The organism is Ruegeria sp. AB11, assembly GCF_056536325.1.
The window spans coordinates 604,053-625,538 of the sequence record NZ_JBQFJO010000002.1 but is presented as its reverse complement, the minus strand read 5'-3'; the positions used below and the strand labels follow the sequence as shown (position 1 = coordinate 625,538).

Sequence of the window (21,486 nt, the reverse complement as noted above, 5' to 3'; positions counted from 1 at the left end):
GCCGCCAGATGACCATCCAGCTTCGTCCCCGTCACCCGGAAAAAGCCAAAAAGGCAGATAGCGTCATCCCACGCAAACCCAAGTGGATTCGCAAGAAAAAGGTAGAAGGCCCCGAGTTTTATGAAACCCGCCGCCTGATGCGGGACCACGATCTCGTGACGGTCTGCGAAGAGGCAGCCTGCCCAAACATCGGTGAATGCTGGTCTAAGCGGCACGCTACCATGATGATTATGGGCGAAGTCTGCACGCGCGGCTGTTCATTCTGCAATGTCTCAACCGGGCGTCCCGATGCCCTGGATGTTTTCGAACCTGGTCGGGTGGCCGCAGCGGTGAAGAAACTGGGCTTGCGTCATGTCGTCATCACATCTGTTGATCGCGATGACCTAAACGATGGCGGGGCTGAGCATATTGCACAGACAATCCGTGCGGTCCGCCATCAGAACCCTACCACGACGATCGAGGTTCTGACACCCGATTTTCTGGGTAAGGGCGAAGCTTCAGAAGTGGTGTTCGAGGCCGCTCCGGATGTGTTCAACCACAATCTTGAGACTGTTCCGCACCTCTACCCAACTGTACGCCCGGGTGCGCGCTACTATACTTCGCTACGGTTGCTGGACGATGCCAAACGCGCAAATCCCGAAGTTTTCACCAAATCCGGTTTGATGGTTGGATTAGGTGAAACACTGAATGATGTCCGACAAGTCATGGATGATCTGCGCGCCGCAAACGTCGATTTCTTGACAGTTGGTCAATACCTGCAGCCGACACCGAAACATCACCCGATCGACCGATTCTGGACTCCGAAAGAATTCGCCCAACTGGAACAAATCGCGCGTTCCAAGGGCTTTTTGCACGTGTCAGCAACCCCGCTGACCCGTTCGTCGTTCCACGCGGACGAAGACTTTGCCGCCCTTAAGCAAGCCCGCCAGCGGGCCATCGCAAACAGGGCATAAACCTGACGCAAATGGGAGGGAAACCATGGAAGCGTTAAATTCAATCGTAGGGGCTATTAATAGCGTCGTGTGGGGGCCGCTAATGCTGGTCCTCATCCTCGGCGTTGGCTTCTTCCTGCAGGTGGGGCTGAAGTTCATGCCGATCCTGCGCATCGGCACAGGCTTCAGCCTGCTGTTCAAAGGCCGTGAAGGTCAGGGCGAAGGGCAGATCAGCCCGTTCAACGCGTTGATGACCTCGCTGTCGGCGACAATCGGTACGGGTAACATCGCCGGTGTGGCCACTGCTGTCTTCCTGGGCGGTCCGGGCGCCTTGTTCTGGATGTGGATGACCGCCCTGGTGGGCATGGCCACCAAATATGCCGAAGCTGTCTGCGCCGTGAAATACCGCGAGAAAGACGAGCTGGGCAACTATGTCGGCGGTCCGATGTACTACATCAAAAACGGTCTGGGTGCGAAATGGGCCTGGCTGGGCGTTGCATTCGCTCTGTTCGGAGCTGTCGCAGCCTTTGGCATCGGTAACGGTGTACAGGCCAACGGTGTTGCCCAGGTTCTGGAAGCGAATTTCGGTTTCAACACCTCGGTCACCGGTGTTGTTCTGATGGTTCTGACAGCAGCCGTGATCTTGGGCGGCATCACCCGGATCGGTGCAGTTGCCGGTAAGTTGGTTCCGTTCATGGCAATCGCCTACATCATCGCGGGCTTGCTGGTACTGCTGATCAACATCGGCAACATCGGACATGCGCTGTCACTGGTCTTCACCTACGCCTTCACCCCCTCGGCCGCCGAAGGTGGTTTCGCGGGTGCCGCTGTTTGGGCTGCGATCCGCTTTGGTGTGGCACGTGGTGTCTTCTCGAACGAAGCGGGTCTGGGTTCCGCTCCGATCGCGCACGCCGCAGCCGAGACCAAAGGTCCGGTCAACCAGGGCCTGATCGCGATGCTGGGGACGTTCATCGACACTATCATCGTTTGCTCGATCACCGGTCTGGCGATCATCTCGTCGGGTGCATGGACGTCTGGTGAATCCGGTGCCGCTCTGACCAGCCACGCGTTCGAGCTATCATTGCCGGGGATCGGTGGATATCTGATCGCCATCGCTCTGTCGATCTTTGCCTTCACCACCATCTTGGGCTGGTCGTTCTACGGCGAAAAATGTGTCGAGTTCCTGCTCGGCGTCAAATCGCTGATGCCTTACCGCGTCCTATGGATTGTCATGATCTATTTCGGAGCGACCGCGGATCTAGGCTTCATCTGGCTGCTTGCCGATACGCTGAACGCCATGATGGCTATCCCGAACCTGATCGCCCTGGCGCTGCTGAGCCCGATCGTCATCAAGCTGACAAAAGAGTTCTTCTCTTCGGGTGGCAAGTCCGAAGAGCCAGGTGGCACACCAGCCGAATAAACCTGGATAAACATACCCCGGGGGCCAGAGTGGCCCCCGGGCTTTGAAACAGATTTCTATATCTCGAGGAGAGACGTGATGGCCACGAAAATCCTGCTGCCCATTGATCACACCGACGACCGCTCATGGAAGAACGCCCTGCCGCTCGCGCTGGAACAGGCAAAATTCTATGGTGCTGAATTGCACGCAGTGGCCGTTATCCCCGAGATCATCCAGCTCCCTAACCTGCCTGCCAACTATGGTGCGGGTGCCAAAGAGCATGTACGCAACGCGGTTCAGGCCATTCTGGATCACGGCAATGCCGGAGACGTTCCGGTACATGTCGAAGAAGGCAGCGTCTACCGCGAAATCCTGAAGCTTGCGTACAAGGAAGGCTTCGATCTGATCGTCATGGCATCGACCAAAGGCGATTTCCCGAATTATGAGATTGGCCCGAACTTGTCACGTGTCGTGCGTAACGCGCATTGCACTGTAACAGTCGTTCGTGACCAATCCCGCTGATTAGAAAGGCTCTGGCTATGGGCGAGATTAAACGCACGCCTCTTCACGCTTTGCATGTTGAGTTGGGTGGTAAGTTGGTTGATTTTGCTGGGTGGGAGATGCCTGTTCAGTATCCATTGGGGATTATGGGTGAGCATAAGCAGTGCCGTGAGAAGGCGGCGGTGTTTGATGTGAGCCATATGGGTCAGGTGATCCTGAAGGGCGAGAATGTGGGCGAGAAGCTGGAAGCTTTGTGCCCGCAGGCCTATGCGACGTTGAAGGAAGGCAAGGCGCGGTACGGGTTCTTTACGAACGCGGATGGCGGGATCATGGACGATTTGATCGTGTCGAATGCGGGCGATCACTACTTTGTGGTGGTGAACGCGGCGCTGCGGCATCAGGACATTCCGCATATGCGCGAACATCTCGACGGTGTTGAAGTGATCGAGATCTTCGACCGCGCGCTGGTAGCTGTCCAAGGCCCCGCAGCGGAAAACGTTGTGGGCGAGCTCTGCCCTGCGGCGCGGGATCTGAAGTTCATGGAAACCACGGTGGCCGATATCAACGGTGTTGAATGCCGTATCTCGCGGCTGGGCTATACCGGCGAGGACGGGTACGAGATCTCGATCCCCGAGGACAAGGCGATAGAGATCACCAAGGCCTTCCTGGCGCATGAAGATTGCGAGGCGGCCGGTCTGGGCGCGCGCGACAGTCTGCGGCTTGAGGCGGGTCTGTGCCTTTATGGCAATGACATCGACCAGAGCACTTCGCCGATCGAGGCCTCCCTGGCCTGGGCGATCCAGAAGCGCCGCAAGGAAGAGGGCGGCTTTCCAGGTGCGGACCGTGTGCAGAAGGAACTGGCCGAAGGTCCCGCCAAAAAGCTGGTGGGCATCAAGCCCGAAGGCCGGGCGCCAGCGCGTCAGGGCGTTGAGATCCAGTGCAGCAATGGCAATACAATCGGCCAGATCACCTCGGGCGTGTTTGGCCCCACCGTGGGTGGACCGGTGGCGATGGGCTATGTCGCGGCAGGTCACACCGAGCCGGGCGAGACGGTGAACCTGATCATCCGGGGCAAACCGCAACCGGCGCAGATCGTGGCGCTGCCCTTCGTCAAACAGAATTACAAGCGTTGAAGTCAGGAGAGAGAGACATGGCAACCTATTATTCCGAAGAACATGAATGGCTGGCTGTTGAGGGCGACACCGCCACGCTGGGCATCACCAAACACGCCGCCGAGCAGTTGGGCGACGTGGTGTTCGTGGAACAGCAGGAAGCAGGGGACGAGTTCGAAAAAGGCGGCGAGATCGGCGTGATTGAATCCGTCAAGGCCGCGTCCGAGCTTTATGCGCCGGTCGATGGCGAGATCACAGAGGTGAACGAGGCGCTGGCTGACAATCCCGGTTCTCTGAATGACGACCCCGAAGGCGAAGCCTGGATCTACAAGATCAAGATTACGGATGCCTCGCAGCTCGAAGATCTGATGGATGAGGCCGGCTACAAGGCCTTCATCGGTTAACTCTCAATTGGGGCCCTGTTTCCGGGGCTCCGCCCGTTCGGGCCTGAAACTGTCCCCTGGACAGTTTCCAAGACGGCCCTCACCCCACGCCGGAGGCTCCCGCAGCCGCCGAACCTGATCTATCCTTGAGGAGCGCAACGATGGCCTTCAAACTGACCGATTACGAAGCCTATGACTTCGCCAACCGCCGCCATATCGGGCCCAGCCCGACCGAGATGCGCGACATGCTCAAGGTGATCGGCTTCAAGACACTGGACCAGCTGATCGACGCCACCGTCCCGCCTGCGATCCGGCAGAAAGAGCCGCTGGACTGGGGCCCGGCGATGACAGAACGCGACGCTCTGTTCCACATGAAAGAGGTGGCGAGCAAGAACAAGGTTCTGACCTCGCTGATTGGTCAGGGATATTATGGCACCACCACGCCGGCGCCGATCCTGCGCAACATCTTGGAAAACCCGGCCTGGTACACGGCCTATACGCCCTATCAGCCCGAGATCAGCCAGGGCCGCCTTGAGGCGCTGTTGAACTTCCAGACCATGGTCAGCGACCTGACCGGGCTGGATGTGGCCAACGCCTCGCTGCTGGACGAAGCCACAGCTGCGGCGGAAGCGATGGCCATGGCCAAGCGCGGTGGTCGGTCCAAGGCCAACAATGCAGCCTTCTTTGTCGACAAGAACTGCCACCCGCAGACCATCGCGGTCATTAAAACCCGGGCCGAGCCTCTGGGCATCGAAGTGCAGGTGGCCGATCCGGACACGCTGGATGCAGGCGCGGTCTTTGGCGCGATCTTCCAGTATCCCGGCACCCACGGCCATGTGCGTGACTTCACCGCCGAGATCGCGGCGCTGCATGAGCACAAGGCCATCGCAATTGTCGCCGCCGATATCCTGTCGCTGGCGCTGCTCAAGTCACCGGGTGAGATGGGCGCCGACATTGCCATCGGCTCGACCCAGCGCTTTGGCGTTCCGATGGGCTATGGTGGCCCGCACGCCGCCTATATGGCGACCACCGACAAGCTGAAGCGCTCGATGCCGGGCCGGATCATCGGTGTCAGCATCGACAGCCGCGGCAACAAGGCCTATCGCCTGGCGCTGCAGACCCGCGAGCAGCATATCCGCCGCGAGAAAGCCAACTCGAACGTTTGCACTGCGCAGGCGCTGCTGGCGGTGATTGCTTCGATGTATGCGGTGTATCACGGCCCCGACGGCATCAAGGCCATCGCGCAATCGGTGCACCGCAAGACCTCGCGCATGGCTGCCGGTCTGGAAGAGGCAGGCTTTGCCGTCGAACCCGAGGTATTCTTCGACACGATCACGGTTGAGGTTGGCCATCTGCAGAACGTCGTGATGGAGGCCGCCGTGGCCCGCGGTGTGAACCTGCGTAAAGTGGGCGACACGAAAGTGGGCATTAGCCGGACGAACAGACCCGGCCCGAGACCATCGAGGCGGTCTGGGGGGCCTTTGGCATCGACCGCAAGGATGACAGCTCGAACAAGCAGTACCGCCTGCCGGATTACGCGCTGCGCGAAAGCGAATACCTGACCCATCCGATCTTCCACAAGAACCGGGCCGAGGCCGAGATCACCCGCTATATGCGCCGTCTGGCCGACCGCGACCTGGCGCTGGACCGGGCGATGATCCCGCTGGGCTCGTGCACCATGAAGCTGAACGCCACGATCGAGATGATCCCGGTCACCTGGCCCGAGTTCGGCAACCTGCACCCGTTTGTGCCGCAAGATCAGGCGCAGGGCTATCACGAGATGATCGACGATCTGAACGACAAGCTGTGCCAGATCACCGGCTATGACGCGATCTCGCAGCAGCCCAACTCGGGCGCGCAGGGTGAGTACGCGGGCCTTCTGACCATCCGCAATTATCACTTCGCTCGTGGCGAGGGGCAGCGCAATGTCTGCCTGATCCCAACCTCGGCGCATGGCACCAACCCGGCCTCGGCCCAGATGGTCGGCTGGCAGGTTGTGCCGGTGCAGGCGGATGACAAGGGCAACATTGACCTGAACGACTTCCGCGCCAAGGCGGAAAAGCACTCGGATCATCTGGCCGCCTGCATGATCACCTATCCATCCACCCATGGCGTGTTCGAGACCACCGTGCAGGAGGTCTGCCAGATCACCCATGATCACGGCGGTCAGGTCTATATCGACGGCGCCAACATGAACGCCATGGTTGGCCTGGCGCGTCCGGGCGATGTGGGCGGTGACGTCAGCCACCTGAACCTGCACAAGACCTTCTGCATCCCGCATGGCGGCGGCGGCCCCGGCATGGGCCCGATCGGCGTCAAGGCGCACCTGACCGAGCACCTGCCCGGCCACCCGGAATACGGCACCGCCGTGGGCCCGGTCTCAGCCGCACCCTTTGGCTCGCCCTCGATCCTGCCGGTCTCATGGGCCTATGTGTTGCTGATGGGCGGCGCAGGTCTGACCCAGGCCACGAAAGTGGCAATCCTGAACGCCAACTACATAGCGGCGCGGCTCAAGGATGCCTACCCGATCCTCTACACGTCGGACACGGGCCGGGTGGCGCATGAATGCATCCTCGACACCCGTCCGCTGGACGAGGCCGCGCATGTCAGCGTCGATGACATTGCCAAGCGCCTGGTCGATTCAGGCTTCCACGCCCCAACCATGTCCTGGCCGGTGGCCGGAACCCTGATGGTGGAGCCCACGGAATCGGAGCCCATGGACGAGCTCGACCGCTTCTGCGAGGCCATGCTGTCCATTCGGGCCGAGGCGCAGGATATCATCGACGGCAAGATCGATGCGGAAAACAACCCGCTGAAAAACGCCCCCCACACGGTGCGCGATCTGGTCGGCAGCTGGGACCGCCCCTACACACGCGAACAGGCCTGCTTCCCTCCGGGCTCCATGGGCGTCGACAAATACTGGTCCCCCGTCAACCGCGTCGACAACGCATACGGTGACAGAAACCTCATCTGCACATGCCCGCCAATGTCAGAATACGAAGAAGCCGCAGAGTAAACTCTCAAAACCCCCGCCAAAAAAGCGGGGGTTTTTTAATCTCGTACAGGTCAGAGCTTAATGCGGAACGCTGCAAAGCCATCTGCACCTTCTCCCGCATCTTCGATGACAACGCCTTTAACATCATTCATGTAGTCCCGCGCTTTTGGCCCGGTTTCAAACAATACGGTCGTGTCGGTGAGCGGCGCAAATGACCAGTTGGCATCTGCTTTAGGATCAATTGTACCCTGCTCGACAATATAGCGGACGATGACATCCCGGTTGGTGTCCGGAGCCTCAAAAACAACTGTGTCACCCTTTGCGCCGGGGAAAGAGCCCCCGCCCGATGCTCGGTAGTTATTGGTGGCGATAATGAACTCCATGTCATCCGTGACCGGTGCACCATTAAAGGCAAGATTCACGATCCGGACTGCATCTGGATTAAGTTCTTCGCCTTTTGGACCGAAGCGGGACGGCTGTGAAAGGTCGATCTGATAGGTCACACCGTCCATCACATCGAAATTATATGATGGGAATTCCGGGTTCAGCAGGATCGCGTCTTCAGAACCTACCTCAACCTGATTGAACATGCCCGCCGAACGTTCAAGCCAGCCTCGAACCTGCGCCCCGTTTACCCGTACGGCACGAACTGTGTTTGGGTAAAGATAAAGATCGGCCACGTTCTTGATCGCAACGTCACCGACGGGAACATCAGTGTAGTATTCCGGGCCGCCACGGCCGCCAGCCTTGAATGGCGCCGCTGCCGAAAGGATTGGCAGACCCTCGTGCTCGGTGCCTTTCATCATCTCTTCGACATACCATTTCTGCGCGATCGAAACGATCTGCACAGACGGATCATCGGCAACCAATGCGAAATAGCTGTGCAATGGGGCCGAAGTCTTACCCACAGCGCGGCGGACGTAGGCCAGCGTTTCGTCGTGATCTTTCGCCACCGAGTCGAGAACCTTTTGATCATCTCCGACCAGCGCAGTTATTGACCGATCTTCGTTGCGTTTGGAGATCGGCCGCGCCTCGGAAGTGGTGGTGACCACACGCCAGGCGTTACCATCTCGTTCCAGCAACAGATCAAGCAGGCCAAGATGCGATCCCCAGAATCCACCCATGACGGCGGGCTTACCCATCAAAGTTCCGGTTTCCACGTCAATACCGGGACGGTCCGCAAATGTTGGAGATGGGAAGACCAAATGGTTGTGCCCGGTGACCAAGGCATCGATACCGTCAACACCGGCAAGAACGACCGAGGCATTCTCCATTCCTTCCGAATGATCGGCCTCACCTATACCTGAATGCGAAAGTGCTATGATCAGATCACAGCCTTGCTCTTTCATCTCGGGTACGTAAGCCTGCGCTGTCTCGACGATATCGCGGGCTTCGACATTGCCTTCAAGGTGTTTACGATCCCAATTCATGACCTGCGGCGGAGTGAAACCGATGACGCCGATCTTGATCGGATGTTTGGAGCCGTCCCCCATTTCAATCTCGCGATCAAGAATGGCATAGGGCTTCACCAGAGTTTCGTCATCGCGCGGGCTGGCCCCTTTTTTCTTGGCAATATTGGCCAGAACCACTGGGAAGTCGGCCCCGGCAAGCGCTTTATCAAGAAACTCCAGACCATAATTGAACTCGTGGTTGCCCAAGGTGGCAGCATCGTAGCCGACCGTGTTGAATGCAGTGATAATCGGGTGGCTGTCACCCGCCTTCATTCCGCGCTCATAGGCGATATAGTCACCCATCGGATTGCCCTGCAGAAAGTCGCCATTGTCAACAAGAAGCGAGTTAGTCGCCTCTGATCGGATGTCGTTGATAATAGATGCCGTGCGTGACAGGCCCACGGTGTCCCGTGGTTTATCTGCGTAGTAATCATAAGGGAAAACATGCACATGGATGTCTGTTGTTTCCATGATCCTTAGATGAGCCTGATTGTTGGCAGCAGACGCAGAGAACGGATGCAGAGTAATCGCAGCTGCACTGGCTGTCGTTGTGGCAAGAAACTTACGGCGAGAGAGCTTACTGCTGGAAAAGGGCATATCACACCTTCCTGGAAATATGTTCGAAACGCTTTGTAGATGGCGATTGTAACAAAGATGAATAAAGATCACCTAAGCCGATCAAGCATCGAACTATGGTTAAGATTGACGATACTGTGCCGACAAACCCTATGAGCGTAAAGCTCATCAAGGTCTCAATTTGGAATTTATTTTGTGATATCAGCCAGACCAAAACTGATGAAGCGCAGGCAGTTACATGGCAAATCGACAAACACCCCCGAATTACAAGTCCTTAGCGATCAGCGCATAATCGATTTGACGCGAAACGGGTTCAAGCTTTCGCTGAACTGTTCGATAAATTCCAAAGTTACCAAAGATGGTTGTTTCAATATAGGGCGCACTAAGGAAAGTGTATGAGGTAACACCGGTACGAATGGCCTGTAGCACAGTCCAAGATGGGCATATTGAACCGCATCCAGTTCGCTCACTACTGAGACACCCACACCTCTTAAGGCGAGTTCACAGGCTGCTGTAAATTGCCTGACCTCGATGTGAGAGTTCAGTGAGATATTTGCGCTTTGGAACGCTTTCGATAGGCGCGCAAAAAAGTCGCTATCACGGCGGGTGTGAATGACTTTCTCGTTCTCAAGCTCTTTGGGTGTAACTTCCGAAACGCTTTCCAGCTCGTGACCGCTCGGAAATACACAAACCGTGCGTAAGTGCACATCTGTATTTTGCACGGCAGGGTGGCTGATAAAACTGTCGGTGATCCCAAAATCATATTGCTCACCGATCATCCATTCAAGAATGCGCTCGGGCCGATCCGGCTCGATTGTCATGGTGACGCCGGGGCGGTCTTTCAGAAATTCGGCGACAACTTGTGGCAGGTGGCTGGTTGCAAATCCGGGCAGGCAAGCGACGCGAATATGTCCCGCCTTTCGTTGCGTGATGTCCTGACTGACGTCGGTGATCTGCTTCATCAGTTCCAGAACACGCTCTACGCTGGGCTGCAAATACCGAACTTCCTGCGTCGGCACTAACCGCCCCTCGCGGCGATCAAAAAGCTGAAACCCAAGTGACTTCTCCAGATCAGATATTAATCGGCTCACAGCTGGCTGACTGACCCCAAGATCAGTGGCTGCAGAAGTGATCGATCCATTGGTCGTCACTGCCATAAGGGCTTCAAGCTGTCTGATTCTCAGGGTTTGTCGCATGTTTGAACCAGTATTTCCCAGTTTTTCGCTCACGAATATAATGCCGTGTTATTTTTTTTATCAATACTAAGGTCTTGAATTATATTTCTGTAACGCTAACGTCGTGAAATCGTCATGTGTGCCGTTTACCCGTAGCGGTCGGTATTCAACGAAGCATCGAACCTGATGCATGGGAGGAATCATGAAAAAGAGATTTTTCGGCGCTCTCGCCGTAGCAACTGCCTTGTCCCCTGTAGCGGCAATGGCTCAAACCGAAGTCCAGTTCTGGCACGCCTTTACCGGCCGTCTTGGTGATCTGGTGAAAGCCCAGGTTGAAGAATTCAACGCGAGCCAGGACGAGTTTGTCGTGGTTGAAAGCCACAAAGGTAATTACTCGGAAACGCTGAATGCAGGTATCGCCGCGTTCCGCGCTGGCGAACAGCCCCACATTCTGATGGTATTCGAAGTTGGCACCGCAACAATGATGTCGGCTGAAGGCGCCATCAAACCAGTCTATGAAGTGATGGCCGAAAGTGGCGCGTCATTTGATCCCGACGCGTATATCGGCGCTGTAAAAGGGTATTATACCACTACCGATGGCGACATGTTGTCATTGCCCTTCAACTCTTCCACACCCGTTCTTTGGGTCAATCGCGATGCGATGGAGGCGGCAGGAGTCGATCCTGATACCGATCTTTCCACTTGGGAAAAAGTTGGCGAGGTTCTTGATCAATTAAAGGCAGGCGGTGAAGAATGTCCGCTTGTCACTGCTTGGCAAAGCTGGGTTCACCTGGAAAACATGTCAGCCTATCACGATGTACCATTTGCATCGAAAGATAATGGTTTCGCCGGTCTGGACACCGAATTGATGCTGAATGGCCCGGTGCAAGTGGCCCACCTAAGCGCAATGGGTGATTGGGCCAAGGACGGTAAATTCATCTACACCGGTCGCAGAAACGAAGGTGGAGCCAACTTCCGGGCCGGAGAATGCGCCTTGTTCACAGAAAGCTCGGCAGGCTACGCGGGCATCAGCTCGGAAGCTGAGTTCGATTTTGACGTACGGCCCCTGCCCTATTGGGAAGGTGTTACAGCCGAACCTCAGAACACCATTATCGGTGGTGCCTCTCTGTGGGTGATGGAAGGGCACGACCCCGAAGCCTACAAAGGAGTTGGAGAGTTCCTGAGCTTCCTGTCATCGTCAGATGTACAGGCCAATTGGCACCAGAATACCGGCTATCTTCCGATTACTGCTGAAGCGGGAGATGCAACCCGCGCGGCAGGATTCTATGAAGACAATCCCGGCACAGATATCGCGGTTATCCAGATGACTGCGAAAGAACCAACCGCAAACTCAAAAGGTCTGCGTTTGGGGTCATTCGACCAGATTCGCGGAATCATTGACGAAGAGCTCGAGGCCATCTGGTCTGGTGACAAGACGGCTCAGGAAGCGATGGACAGCGCCAAGGAACGTGGCGACGCGTTGTTGCGCCGGTTTGAATCAGCCAATCAATAAAAATGATATCATGCGGGCCTTTAACGGCCCGCATTTCTTTTTTGGTGGGACACTAAATTGGAAAAACGCGTCACCTTTCGGGGCTGGTTGCTGCCTCTGCTTCTGATCGCACCTCAGGTGATCGTCTCTGCCATATTTTTCTTCTATCCAGCGGCGCAGGCAATCTGGCAGTCGCTGTTTATTCCTGACCCGTTCGGGCTGTCATCTCAATTCGTCGGGCTCGGCAACTTTGAATTCCTTCTCAGCGACAAATTCTATCGTGCATCCTTCTTAACAACGGCGATCTTTTCGACGCTTGTCACCTTGTGCTCGATGATTCCGGCACTTTTTCTTGCAGTCATTGCCGACAGGTTGATCAAAGGCTCAGGTGTTTACCGTACCTTGTTAATCTGGCCCTACGCAGTCGCACCAGCTGTTGCTGGTGTGCTTTGGCTTTTCATGTTCAACACACGCGTCGGAGTTGTTTCCTGGTATCTTGGCCAACTCGGCTATGATTGGAACCACGTTCTGAATGACGCCGAAGCAATGGGGCTGGTCGTTGTCGCATCCGCGTGGGGGCGTATCAGTTATAACTTTTTGTTTTTCTTTGCGGCGCTGCAATCCGTGCCAAAGTCAGTCATCGAGGCAGCCGCAATCGATGGGGCGCATTTCTGGCGCCGGTTCTTCACAATTGTTTTGCCACTGCTGTCGCCAACGGCCTTCTTTTTGCTGGTGGTCAACGTCGTCTATGCGTTTTTTGAGACATTCGGTGTTATCCACACAATCACCGGAGGTGGTCCGCAACAAGCAACAACGATCCTGGTCTACAAGGTGTTTTCCGATGGGTTCGTCGGGCAAGATCTCGGGTCTTCGTCGGCTCAATCCGTCATCCTGTTGATCGTGGTTGGTTTGCTAACGGTGATCCAGTTCAAATACGTCGAAAAAAGGGTGCATTACTGATGGCGGCCCAGCAACACGGAATGGTCGAGAAACGAGGCGCGGGTATCTGGCTAACCCACGCCTTTATGGTCCTGGGCGTCCTGATCATATTCTTTCCGATCTGGCTGGCTTTTGTTGCCTCAACAGTATCCCAGCCTGAAATCGTCTCGCCCCCTATGCCGATCTGGCCGGGTGATCAATTTTGGGAGAACTACCGAGCAGCCCTTTTTGCCGGCGTAAACGTGCCCGTCGCTACCATGCTGTTCAACAGTCTGGTGATGGCTATCGGTATTGCCGTTGGCAAGATTGTGATCTCACTTCTGTCGGCCTTTGCAATCGTCTACTTCCGCTTCCCGGGGCGAACGACCTTCTTCTGGCTGATCTTTCTGACACTGATGTTACCTGTCGAAGTACGGATTGTTCCAACATTCGAAGTTGTGGCGGGTTTTGGCATGCTAAACAGCTATTCCGGGCTGATTTTCCCATTGATCGCCTCAGCCACTGCCACTTTCCTGTTCCGGCAATTCTTTCTGACAATCCCGGATGAACTTGCTGAAGCGGCGCGGGTAGACGGTGCGCGGCCGATGCGGTTTTTCGTCGACATTGTAGTGCCGATGAGCAGAACCAACATCGCGGCCTTGTTCGTCATTCTCTTCATTTATGGCTGGAACCAATACTTATGGCCGTTGCTCATCACCACGGATCCCGAGATGAATACCATTGTGATGGGCATCAAACAGATGTTCCCATCCGGCGATGATGTGGCCGAATGGCCCGTCATCATGGCAACCTCGATATTGGCCATGATCCCACCGGTCATTGTGGTGGTGTCGATGCAAAAACTGTTTGTTCGCGGCCTTGTCGATAGCGAGAAGTAAGAAATGGCAACTGTAACCCTAGAAAACGTCAAAAAGAGCTTTGGCACCACAGACGTCATTCATGGTATCGACATTGATATCGCAGACGGCGAATTCATCGTTATCGTCGGGCCTTCAGGATGTGGCAAATCCACGCTTTTGCGCATGGTGGCAGGTCTTGAAACCGTGACTTCGGGTGAAATCCGCATCGGAGACGAGCGGGCAAATGACAAAGAACCGATGGATCGGGATATCGCGATGGTATTCCAAAACTATGCGCTATACCCGCATATGTCTGTACGCCAGAACATGGGATATGGACTAAAAATTGCCGGGTTACCTAAGGCGGAGATCGATCAAAAGGTGACCGAAGCAGCAAAGCTGTTGCAATTAGAACCTTTGCTAGACCGAAAGCCCAGACAGTTGTCGGGCGGGCAGCGGCAGCGGGTTGCAATGGGACGCGCCATCGTTCGTGAACCAGCCGTGTTCCTTTTTGATGAACCGCTTTCAAACCTTGATGCGAAACTACGCGTTCAAATGCGCCTGGAGATCCGCGAACTTCAGGAAAAGCTGGGGATTACGTCCCTGTATGTCACACATGATCAGGTCGAAGCCATGACGATGGCAGACAGAATGATCGTAATGAACGGCGGGATCGCCGAGCAAATTGGTACACCTCTGGACGTCTATGAATCCCCAAAAACCCTGTTTGCGGCTCAATTCATCGGCAGTCCCGCGATGAATATCTTTGACGCGCAGCGTGTAGGTGGAGTGATCAAAATTGAAGGCGTGGAAATTGGTCCATCTCAAGGCCCAGATACCTCTGTAAAACTGGGAATCCGGCCAGAACACCTGTCAATGGATGAAAATGGCCCGCTGGAAGCCGCAATTCAGATGGCTGAACCTTTGGGCGCAAATACGCTGCTACACGGTCGCCTGACAGGCAGCCAAGATGTGATCACGGCCAGCCTCCCCGGCGTACACCCAATCGAAGGGCGGCATCCTGCGGTAAGGTTCTCGGTCGCCCCCGAGCAGATGCACCTGTTTGATCCGGATACCGGTAAGCGACTTGAGGTTTGATGGCCCTCTGGGCGGTTTTATGGTCGTTGGTCACTCAATATGTCGGTGCACAAAGCACCCCTAACCCAGATACCGAAGCGCAAGCTTGCGTGTTGTATCAATGAATCTCTGATTTCGGAGTTCAGAGCCTTCTTCCGACAGTTTGTCGATTACCCAACCCATGTAGGTCGCCGCACGCAGCAATAAAAAGAGATCAAGCGCGCTGTCATCCAGGGGTCGTTCAGACCGGTAACCCGCAAGCAAAGCCTCTTTTAATTCAGGATAGTCTGGCTCCTGCAAATTCTTGAGTAATGTCGTAGCCAGATCAAACAGGCGAAACCCAAAGCCACTGTCGTCAAAATCAATGAGTTGAAGACGATCTCCATCAACCAGAATGTTTTCGCGCACCAAATCCGCATGGATCAGACCGTAGTCCAACGTATCTTCCAGTTGGGTCAATTCGGTCGCCATCTTTCCGCGCAAAGCCTCAAACAATTCGCGGTCCTCGGCAGACAAAGTCGGGTTTTCCCAGAATCTGCCCCACAACGGGTTATCCCCCAGCAGTCCATTCCGATCCCAGGAACATCTGTCAAAATCGTCAGGCAACACCCACCTGTCCGAAACGTCATGCAACCGCGCCATTTCACGCCCGATGCCTAGGAATAGTGAGGTTCGGTCTTTTGTCTCCAGCGGCTGACCCGTTGCGCCCATTGGCGCACCGTTCAGCCAGGACAAAACGTCAATTTGGACCCCATCAGCGATATGCAGAAAATCTCCTGACGCCGAGGCAATCGGCGCTGGCACATGTAATCCGCCGCGCGATACCGCGTCCATCCACTGTAGTTCCGATCGCAATTCCTCATTGGTACGATACCCCGCTCGATGCAATCGCAGCGCATAAGGGAAACCATTGATATCGACGCGGAAAACCTGATTTTCGCGGGCCGCGATCAAATGGTAAGATGCACCCTGCATCCCCCATAGCTCCAACGCCTGATTAACCGCCAAATTCATGCGCATAGCGGAGTTTTGGCCAGAACTTCATCCAGCGTATCAAACAAAAAATCTGCGTTCTCAATCGAGAACGGCATCGGTGGACGTATCTTCAGCGTATTCTTGTGACGCCCCAGCTTTGAGTGGATGATGCCCCGTTCACGCATGCCATTAATTACCCGATCCGTGAATGCACTGGCGGGTTGCTTCGTTTCCCGATCCAGCACCATCTCGGCGCCGAAAATCAGGCCTGAACCGCGTACGTCACCAATGAACTCATGCTTTTTCGCTAATCGAGTCATCCTCATACGAGCGTGCGCGCCGACTTTTCTGGCGTTTTCAAGCAGTTGTTTGTCCTCGATTTCTTCCAATACGGCCATGGCTGCAGCGCAAGAGACCGGGTTGCCTCCGAACGTATTGAAATAGCGATAACCTTTTCTGAAAGTTCCCAGTATTTCCAAGTTGGTGACAACACCTCCGATCGGATGGCCATTCCCCATCGGTTTACCCAATGTCATGACATCCGGTACCACGCCCATCTTCTGATGCGCCCAAATATGCGTGCCTGTACGACCAAACCCGGATTGAACTTCGTCGCAAATCAGCAGGCCACCTGCCTTACGCACAACCTCGGCAGTAGGTTTCAGCCAACCGTCCGGATTATCCGGGAAACCTTCGTTCAGAAAATACGGGCAGACAACCAATGCGGCAAACCCGATACCTGATTTTTCATGCTCGGCAATCTGCTCAGCTACAGATTCTGCAAATCTCATCCCCTCGGGATCAGGGTTGCGATAGCTGTCTGGCGCAGCGACAAAACGAAAAAATTGACCAAGGCCAAATCCAACCGTCGGAACGTTTGATTTGCTAAGCTGGCTGACGAGTGAGGTATTGCCATGATAAGTCGCATCCGTTGCGATGATTCCACGCTTGCCCGTCATACTTTCGGCCATTCGCAGGGCAATATCGTTGGCCTCGGAACCAGTACAGGTCAGAATGGCGGTATCCAGATGGTCATCCACGGTGCTGGTCAGCTTTTCGACATAGTCGAGAATGCCGTCATGAAGATAACGCGTATGAGTGTTCAGTGTACTGGCCTGACGACAAATCGCATCGACCACGCGCGGGTTGCAATGCCCAACATGTGGCACATTGTTGTAGCAATCCAGATACTTGCGCCCGTCGGCGTCCCACAGCCAAACACCCTCGCCCTTCACGATGTGAACTGGGTTGTCATAAAATGTGGAGACATTTGGACCCAGCAGTCGGGCGCGATCTGCGATCAACTCAGCGTTCGATCTGGTCAATTTTTACCCTCCAGATGAGGTTACACTTTACGCACAACGCCCTCAGCGACCCATTCGTCGAACTGTGCGAGAACGGCATCCGCAAAGGCCTGATCATTGATGTGCGCGTCAATCTCGGTTGTATTTACGACCGCAGGCATCACATTACGTGCCTCGTCAATCAGGGCGGCAAGACCCTCGGGATCGTGGGCCTCCTGACCCTCGCGATCCCATTCCTCAACTCCACCAACCGGTAGGAAGAAATGGGTCGGACCAGTGGTTTGTTCTAGACGTTTTGCCATCTCCCGGATTCCGTTGCGACGTTCATCCGCGTTGAACACAGCACTCTTTATCAGGCGGTTATGCTCGTGGAACGGGCGGTCGGAAAACTGCGGCGGGATGTCTTGCCAACCCGCAAAATCCAGCAAGTCCAGCGCGCCCGGAGCAACCATTTGCGGAATTCCGGCCCGGCCCGCATTGGTCAGGCGATCTTCGCCTGATGAGACCAGCGAGCCCGCCAACATATTGGCAAATTCCTGCATGCAGAAATCCATCACGCACGCAAAGGCGCCTTCGCCCGCGAGCTTTTCGAACGCCATACCCCCCATCCCTGTCGAATGAAAAACGGCCACATCAAAACCGCGGGCTTCCAGCTCCGGTTTCAGGATCTTCATGTAGCGCAAACAGCTTGAACCCAGTGACGTCATACCCACCACCGGGCGTTCGGACTTTGGTGGCTCAACAGCACGCGCTGCACCAAGTACAGCCCCCGCAGCCTGCGAAAGAGAGGAACGACAGATCGCGTTCATCCCGTACAGGCCCCCGGCCCACAAGATCATCTGGATGTCCGGTGCTAAGCGATGTGGTGGGATCAATGGGGAAAAGCTGACGGTCGACACAATGTATTTAGGCACTCCCATGGGGATCGCTTGCGCACAATCAAGCGCCAAATCGGTTCCCATTGTGCCACCGGTTGCCAACATGGCATCAAAGCGCCCTTCGGACCGGGCGTCGCGAACGACTTTAGCTGCCCCTTCTGACATAACACGAAAAGCCTTGTTTTCATCGCCCAACGCGATCACGTCTTCGATGGTCATATCGCATGCTGCAGCAACATCATGTTTGGAAATGTCCGTGGGTTGGGACGGGTCGCCCAATACGGATACATCCATCGTCAGAACATTTCCCCCCTGTGCTACGATGCATTCCTCTAGATACCGCATCTCTGGGTCCTTGGTGTCGTAGGTCCCGATCAACAAAATGGTTTTGTCACCCATGGGGGTTCTCCTTTGAAGTTCTGGGATCAGAGTTGAATCCACGCTGTTTTCAAATCGCTGTATTTCTCCAGCGCATGAAGGGATTTGTCGTGGCCATTGCCGGATTGCTTCACCCCACCCAAGGGAACAGTGAGATCCGAACCGCCATATGTGTTGACATGCACCACACCCGAGCGGATGCCTGCCACCATCCGGTGCGCACGGCTGAGGTTAGATGTCCAGACACCAGCGGACAGTCCATATTCTGTACTGTTGGCCAGTTGAATCGCCTCTTCCTCTGTTTCAAACGGGGTCACGGCCAGAACTGGGCCGAACACCTCGTTTCGAAACAGAGTGTCAGTCGAGCGGACTCCCGTCATAACGGTCGGGGCCATATAGTAACCACCAGTGTCCTTTAGAATTTGGCCACCACCAAGTTGTAGTTCAGCACCTTCCACCTGCGCCTTTTTGACAAATTCAAGGTTCGCATCCAATTCGGACAGGGAGTGCACCGCTCCAATGTGGTTGTTCAGGTCTAGAGGATCCCCGACCTGCATCGCTTCGGCGTTCTCGACCAACTCTGCGACAAAATCGTCATGAATATCTGCCTGAACAAGCAAACGTGACGCCGCAACGCAAATCTGACCTGAGTTCCGGAATATCCCCGCGGCCGACACTTTCGCCGCCTGCGCAAGATCAGTTGCATCATTGAATACGATGTTCGGGGATTTTCCACCAAGTTCAAGGTAGCAACGTTTGAGGTTTGAACGCGCCGAATACTCAAGCAGCTTACGCCCCGTTGCGCCCGAACCCGTAAAAACAAGAATGTCCACATCCATCGACAGCGCCAGGGTCTCGCCCACGACCCGACCCGAGCCTGTGACGACACTTAATACGCCTTCTGGAATACCCGCCTCGACCGCCAGTTCAGCCAGTTTCAACAGCGTCAAAGATGCGCTTTCCGCAGGCTTCAGAACTACCGAATTACCCGCCGCCAGGGCCGGGGCCAGCTTCCACGCTCCGATCATCATCGGCATGTTCCAAGGCACAATCGCCCCGACGACGCCGACCGGCGCATGGTGGATCAGCCCAAGGACATTTTCGGCAGTGGGCGCGATCTGGCCATAGACCTTGTCTATTGCCTCGGCGTAGTAGCGGAATGTTCCAGCCGCAGACATGGGTTCGGCCTTCATGGCCATCGTTATTTCGGAGCCATTGTCACGCACTCCCAGAACCGCAAGCTCCAGCGCATGTTTCTCGATCAGATCGGCAAGCTTCAGAAGGATTTTCTTACGCTCAGATGGTGCGCGCCGTGCCCAACGACCATCTTCAAAAGCCGCCCGCGCGGAAGCGATGGCCGCATCCATATCAAAAGGTGTACCCTCGGCAATCTGCGTCAGAACCTGACCATCAATCGGCGACAGAACATCGCGTGTTCTGCCTTCATTCGAAGGGACAGAACTCCCATTGATAAAATGGTTTCGGGGCGTCAACACCTTGCCGCGAAGAGCGTCGATTTCTGACTGGATCATTAAAGGATTACCCTTGTTGGTTTGGGTGGTCGGCATCAACAGGCTCAGCCGTAGGCTCGGGCCGCAACTTGTTTCTGAACTCGAAATACAGAGTGCGGAAATGAAGGATCAGGATCAGCAGTATCAGGGCAAACAAGATCGCTGCGATTGGCCGGTCGACAAAGTCGAGTGGGGTTTTCACCCGCGCCATGGCGCTACGAAGTTTCACCTCCATGATACCGCCAAGAACCATTCCAAGAATGATTGGCACAATCGGCAAATCCAACCGTTTCAGAATAAGGCCAAAGACACCAAAACCCGCCGCAAGCGCACAATCTGTTATCGAGTTCCTCAGCGAATAAACACCAACAAAAGACAACACCAATATCATGATCCCCAGAAAGCGAGTTGGTATCTGGATAATCTTGAGAAGCAGGTTTGTCGAAAACAGCAGGAACACCAGAACGATAACATTCAACAAGATCAGCGCCATATACAGCGCCATCACAAAGTCCATCTGAGATTCAAACAGCTGAGGGCCAGGAATGACGTTGTGGACATAAAACACCGACAGCATCATCGCCGTCAGCGCTTCACCCGGAATGCCCAACGCAAGCAGCGGGATCATCGCAGCACCCGGCACCGCGTTATTGGCCGCTTCGGATGCCACCAGCCCCTCGGGTGATCCATCGCCAAACTTATCGGGATCCTTCGAGGATTTCTGAGCATAGGTGTATGACAAAAACTGCGAGGTGAATTCGCCAGTGCCTGGCACCATACCCATGAGAACACCAATGCTTGAAGACACCGTCGCTACGCGCTTGATGCGCAAAAGCTCTTTCAAGCCCGCGAAAATGCTGCCGCTAACATGCGCTTTACCGGGTGCATGGTTTTTTTCCAGAAGCAACAGCAACGCCTGACTGATCGCAAACAGGCCTAAAACCACAACGATCAAGTCGATACCTGAAGCAAGCCAACTTTGGTCAAATGTGAACCGACGCGTGTACTTGACCGGTTCCAAACCCACAGTGTTCAGAAAAATGCCAAAGGCGGCCAGCATTCCCGCAGCAAATATTTGTCCGCGGTGGGCAAGCACCACCAAGATAATTCCCAGCAAAGCAGCTAGAAAAATTTCGCGGCTACCGAAATGCGGCGCAATCAAAGCCAGCACCGGCGACAGGATCATCAGACAGATGATCGAGAAGACCCCACCGAAGAACGAGGCCGAGTATGCCAGTGAGAGCGCCCGGTGCCCCTGCCCGCGTTTAGTCATTGGGTAACCGTCGTACGTTGTCAGCGCATTCACGGCCGTCCCTGGCGTGTTGATCAAAATCGCCGGGATTGCGCCGCCATACATGGACGACCCGTATATTCCGAGCAGCAATGTCAGACCGACAATCGGCTCAAAAGCAAATGTTGCTGGCAATAGAATTGCGATGGCAACGGGTGCGCCAACTCCAGGAAGAGCACCTATTATGACCCCGCCGATTGACCCGATCAGCAGCGCAATAATTACCTGCCATTGCGCCAGGATCGAAAGTCCAGAAAATAGTGTTTCCATTTCGAACC

Annotated in this window: 16 protein-coding genes and 1 pseudogene; 10 read left to right on the top strand and 7 right to left on the bottom strand. The window is 55.3% G+C overall.

What is annotated here, in order from left to right; translation table 11 throughout:
- Window positions 1-8: 8 nt before the first annotated feature.
- The 6 genes and pseudogenes from lipA (at window position 9) to gcvP (ending at window position 7,343) form a co-directional block, all read left to right on the top strand.
- Window positions 9-953, top strand: a complete 945-nt coding sequence (gene lipA, locus ACR3EJ_RS22395) for a lipoyl synthase (RefSeq protein WP_170543903.1) — start codon at window positions 9-11, stop codon at window positions 951-953.
- A 25-nt stretch (window positions 954-978) separates the two neighbouring features.
- The gene (locus ACR3EJ_RS22390; RefSeq protein ID WP_170543901.1) at window positions 979-2,352 is read left to right on the top strand and encodes an alanine/glycine:cation symporter family protein; all 1,374 of its coding nucleotides are present in this window, start codon (window positions 979-981) and stop codon (window positions 2,350-2,352) included.
- Window positions 2,353-2,430: 78 nt separating this feature from the next.
- Window positions 2,431-2,853 (top strand): universal stress protein, encoded by a 423-nt coding sequence (locus tag ACR3EJ_RS22385; protein WP_170543899.1) that lies wholly within the window; start codon window positions 2,431-2,433, stop codon window positions 2,851-2,853.
- A 17-nt stretch (window positions 2,854-2,870) separates the two neighbouring features.
- Entirely contained in the window at window positions 2,871-3,965 is a 1,095-nt protein-coding gene (gene gcvT / locus ACR3EJ_RS22380) for a glycine cleavage system aminomethyltransferase GcvT (protein ID WP_480423568.1), read from the top strand.
- 17 nt (window positions 3,966-3,982) lie between these two features.
- Window positions 3,983-4,348 (top strand): glycine cleavage system protein GcvH, encoded by a 366-nt coding sequence (gene gcvH, locus ACR3EJ_RS22375; RefSeq protein WP_170547673.1) that lies wholly within the window; start codon window positions 3,983-3,985, stop codon window positions 4,346-4,348.
- 140 nt (window positions 4,349-4,488) lie between these two features.
- Window positions 4,489-7,343 (top strand): annotated as a pseudogene (gene gcvP, locus ACR3EJ_RS22370) (aminomethyl-transferring glycine dehydrogenase).
- 50 nt (window positions 7,344-7,393) lie between these two features.
- On the opposite strand, the gene ACR3EJ_RS22365 reads toward gcvP, so the two are convergent.
- Both ACR3EJ_RS22365 and ACR3EJ_RS22360 read right to left on the bottom strand, forming a co-directional pair.
- Window positions 7,394-9,370 carry a bifunctional 2',3'-cyclic-nucleotide 2'-phosphodiesterase/3'-nucleotidase gene (locus tag ACR3EJ_RS22365; RefSeq protein ID WP_170543872.1) on the bottom strand — a complete coding sequence of 659 codons (1,977 nt, stop codon included), beginning with the start codon at window positions 9,368-9,370 and terminating at the stop codon, window positions 7,394-7,396.
- 260 nt (window positions 9,371-9,630) lie between these two features.
- Complete coding sequence (locus tag ACR3EJ_RS22360) at window positions 9,631-10,545, bottom strand: LysR substrate-binding domain-containing protein (protein WP_029622250.1); 915 nt, start codon at window positions 10,543-10,545, stop codon at window positions 9,631-9,633.
- Between the two features lie 181 nt (window positions 10,546-10,726).
- Between ACR3EJ_RS22360 and ugpB the strand changes: the two genes are divergently transcribed.
- From ugpB to ACR3EJ_RS22340, 4 genes are read left to right on the top strand one after another with little or no spacing between them, the layout of a single operon-like run.
- Window positions 10,727-12,037, top strand: coding sequence for a sn-glycerol-3-phosphate ABC transporter substrate-binding protein UgpB (ugpB, locus tag ACR3EJ_RS22355; protein ID WP_010443485.1), 1,311 nt, complete (start codon window positions 10,727-10,729; stop codon window positions 12,035-12,037).
- Window positions 12,038-12,094: 57 nt separating this feature from the next.
- On the top strand, window positions 12,095-12,976 hold the full coding sequence (ugpA, locus tag ACR3EJ_RS22350; RefSeq protein WP_010443484.1) for a sn-glycerol-3-phosphate ABC transporter permease UgpA: 882 nt from the start codon (window positions 12,095-12,097) through the stop codon (window positions 12,974-12,976).
- Between the two features lie 20 nt (window positions 12,977-12,996).
- Window positions 12,997-13,833 carry a sn-glycerol-3-phosphate ABC transporter permease UgpE gene (ugpE, locus tag ACR3EJ_RS22345; protein WP_170543896.1) on the top strand — a complete coding sequence of 279 codons (837 nt, stop codon included), beginning with the start codon at window positions 12,997-12,999 and terminating at the stop codon, window positions 13,831-13,833.
- 3 nt (window positions 13,834-13,836) lie between these two features.
- Window positions 13,837-14,892, top strand: coding sequence for a sn-glycerol-3-phosphate import ATP-binding protein UgpC (locus ACR3EJ_RS22340; protein ID WP_170543870.1), 1,056 nt, complete (start codon window positions 13,837-13,839; stop codon window positions 14,890-14,892).
- A gap of 60 nt (window positions 14,893-14,952) precedes the next feature.
- Here ACR3EJ_RS22340 and ACR3EJ_RS22335 read toward each other — a convergent pair whose 3' ends face one another.
- The 5 genes from ACR3EJ_RS22335 to ACR3EJ_RS22315 are packed head-to-tail and all read right to left on the bottom strand — an operon-like array spanning window position 14,953 to window position 21,478.
- Window positions 14,953-15,891 carry a phosphotransferase enzyme family protein gene (locus ACR3EJ_RS22335; RefSeq protein ID WP_480423565.1) on the bottom strand — a complete coding sequence of 313 codons (939 nt, stop codon included), beginning with the start codon at window positions 15,889-15,891 and terminating at the stop codon, window positions 14,953-14,955.
- Complete coding sequence (locus ACR3EJ_RS22330) at window positions 15,882-17,171, bottom strand: aspartate aminotransferase family protein (RefSeq protein ID WP_170543868.1); 1,290 nt, start codon at window positions 17,169-17,171, stop codon at window positions 15,882-15,884. The genes ACR3EJ_RS22335 and ACR3EJ_RS22330 overlap by 10 nt, the downstream gene beginning before the upstream one ends.
- A gap of 20 nt (window positions 17,172-17,191) precedes the next feature.
- Complete coding sequence (locus ACR3EJ_RS22325) at window positions 17,192-18,427, bottom strand: Tm-1-like ATP-binding domain-containing protein (protein WP_170543866.1); 1,236 nt, start codon at window positions 18,425-18,427, stop codon at window positions 17,192-17,194.
- Between the two features lie 26 nt (window positions 18,428-18,453).
- Window positions 18,454-19,938, bottom strand: coding sequence for an aldehyde dehydrogenase (locus ACR3EJ_RS22320; RefSeq protein ID WP_170543864.1), 1,485 nt, complete (start codon window positions 19,936-19,938; stop codon window positions 18,454-18,456).
- Between the two features lie 7 nt (window positions 19,939-19,945).
- Complete coding sequence (locus ACR3EJ_RS22315) at window positions 19,946-21,478, bottom strand: tripartite tricarboxylate transporter permease (RefSeq protein ID WP_170543862.1); 1,533 nt, start codon at window positions 21,476-21,478, stop codon at window positions 19,946-19,948.
- Window positions 21,479-21,486 lie beyond the last annotated feature (8 nt).

What these genes read in the sequence shown, in the direction of transcription:
- gcvH (WP_170547673.1), top strand. Translation starts at nt 3,983, where the DNA reads ATGGCAACCTATTATTCCGAAGAACATGAATGGCTGGCTGTTGAGGGC.
- ACR3EJ_RS22320 (WP_170543864.1), bottom strand. Translation starts at nt 19,938, where the DNA reads ATGATCCAGTCAGAAATCGACGCTCTTCGCGGCAAGGTGTTGACGCCC.
- gcvT (WP_480423568.1), top strand. Translation starts at nt 2,871, where the DNA reads ATGGGCGAGATTAAACGCACGCCTCTTCACGCTTTGCATGTTGAGTTG.
- ACR3EJ_RS22365 (WP_170543872.1), bottom strand. Translation starts at nt 9,370, where the DNA reads ATGCCCTTTTCCAGCAGTAAGCTCTCTCGCCGTAAGTTTCTTGCCACA.
- ugpB (WP_010443485.1), top strand. Translation starts at nt 10,727, where the DNA reads ATGAAAAAGAGATTTTTCGGCGCTCTCGCCGTAGCAACTGCCTTGTCC.
- ACR3EJ_RS22315 (WP_170543862.1), bottom strand. Translation starts at nt 21,478, where the DNA reads ATGGAAACACTATTTTCTGGACTTTCGATCCTGGCGCAATGGCAGGTA.
- ACR3EJ_RS22390 (WP_170543901.1), top strand. Translation starts at nt 979, where the DNA reads ATGGAAGCGTTAAATTCAATCGTAGGGGCTATTAATAGCGTCGTGTGG.
- ACR3EJ_RS22385 (WP_170543899.1), top strand. Translation starts at nt 2,431, where the DNA reads ATGGCCACGAAAATCCTGCTGCCCATTGATCACACCGACGACCGCTCA.
- lipA (WP_170543903.1), top strand. Translation starts at nt 9, where the DNA reads ATGACCATCCAGCTTCGTCCCCGTCACCCGGAAAAAGCCAAAAAGGCA.
- ACR3EJ_RS22335 (WP_480423565.1), bottom strand. Translation starts at nt 15,891, where the DNA reads ATGCGCATGAATTTGGCGGTTAATCAGGCGTTGGAGCTATGGGGGATG.
- ugpE (WP_170543896.1), top strand. Translation starts at nt 12,997, where the DNA reads ATGGTCGAGAAACGAGGCGCGGGTATCTGGCTAACCCACGCCTTTATG.
- ACR3EJ_RS22360 (WP_029622250.1), bottom strand. Translation starts at nt 10,545, where the DNA reads ATGCGACAAACCCTGAGAATCAGACAGCTTGAAGCCCTTATGGCAGTG.
- ACR3EJ_RS22340 (WP_170543870.1), top strand. Translation starts at nt 13,837, where the DNA reads ATGGCAACTGTAACCCTAGAAAACGTCAAAAAGAGCTTTGGCACCACA.
- ACR3EJ_RS22325 (WP_170543866.1), bottom strand. Translation starts at nt 18,427, where the DNA reads ATGGGTGACAAAACCATTTTGTTGATCGGGACCTACGACACCAAGGAC.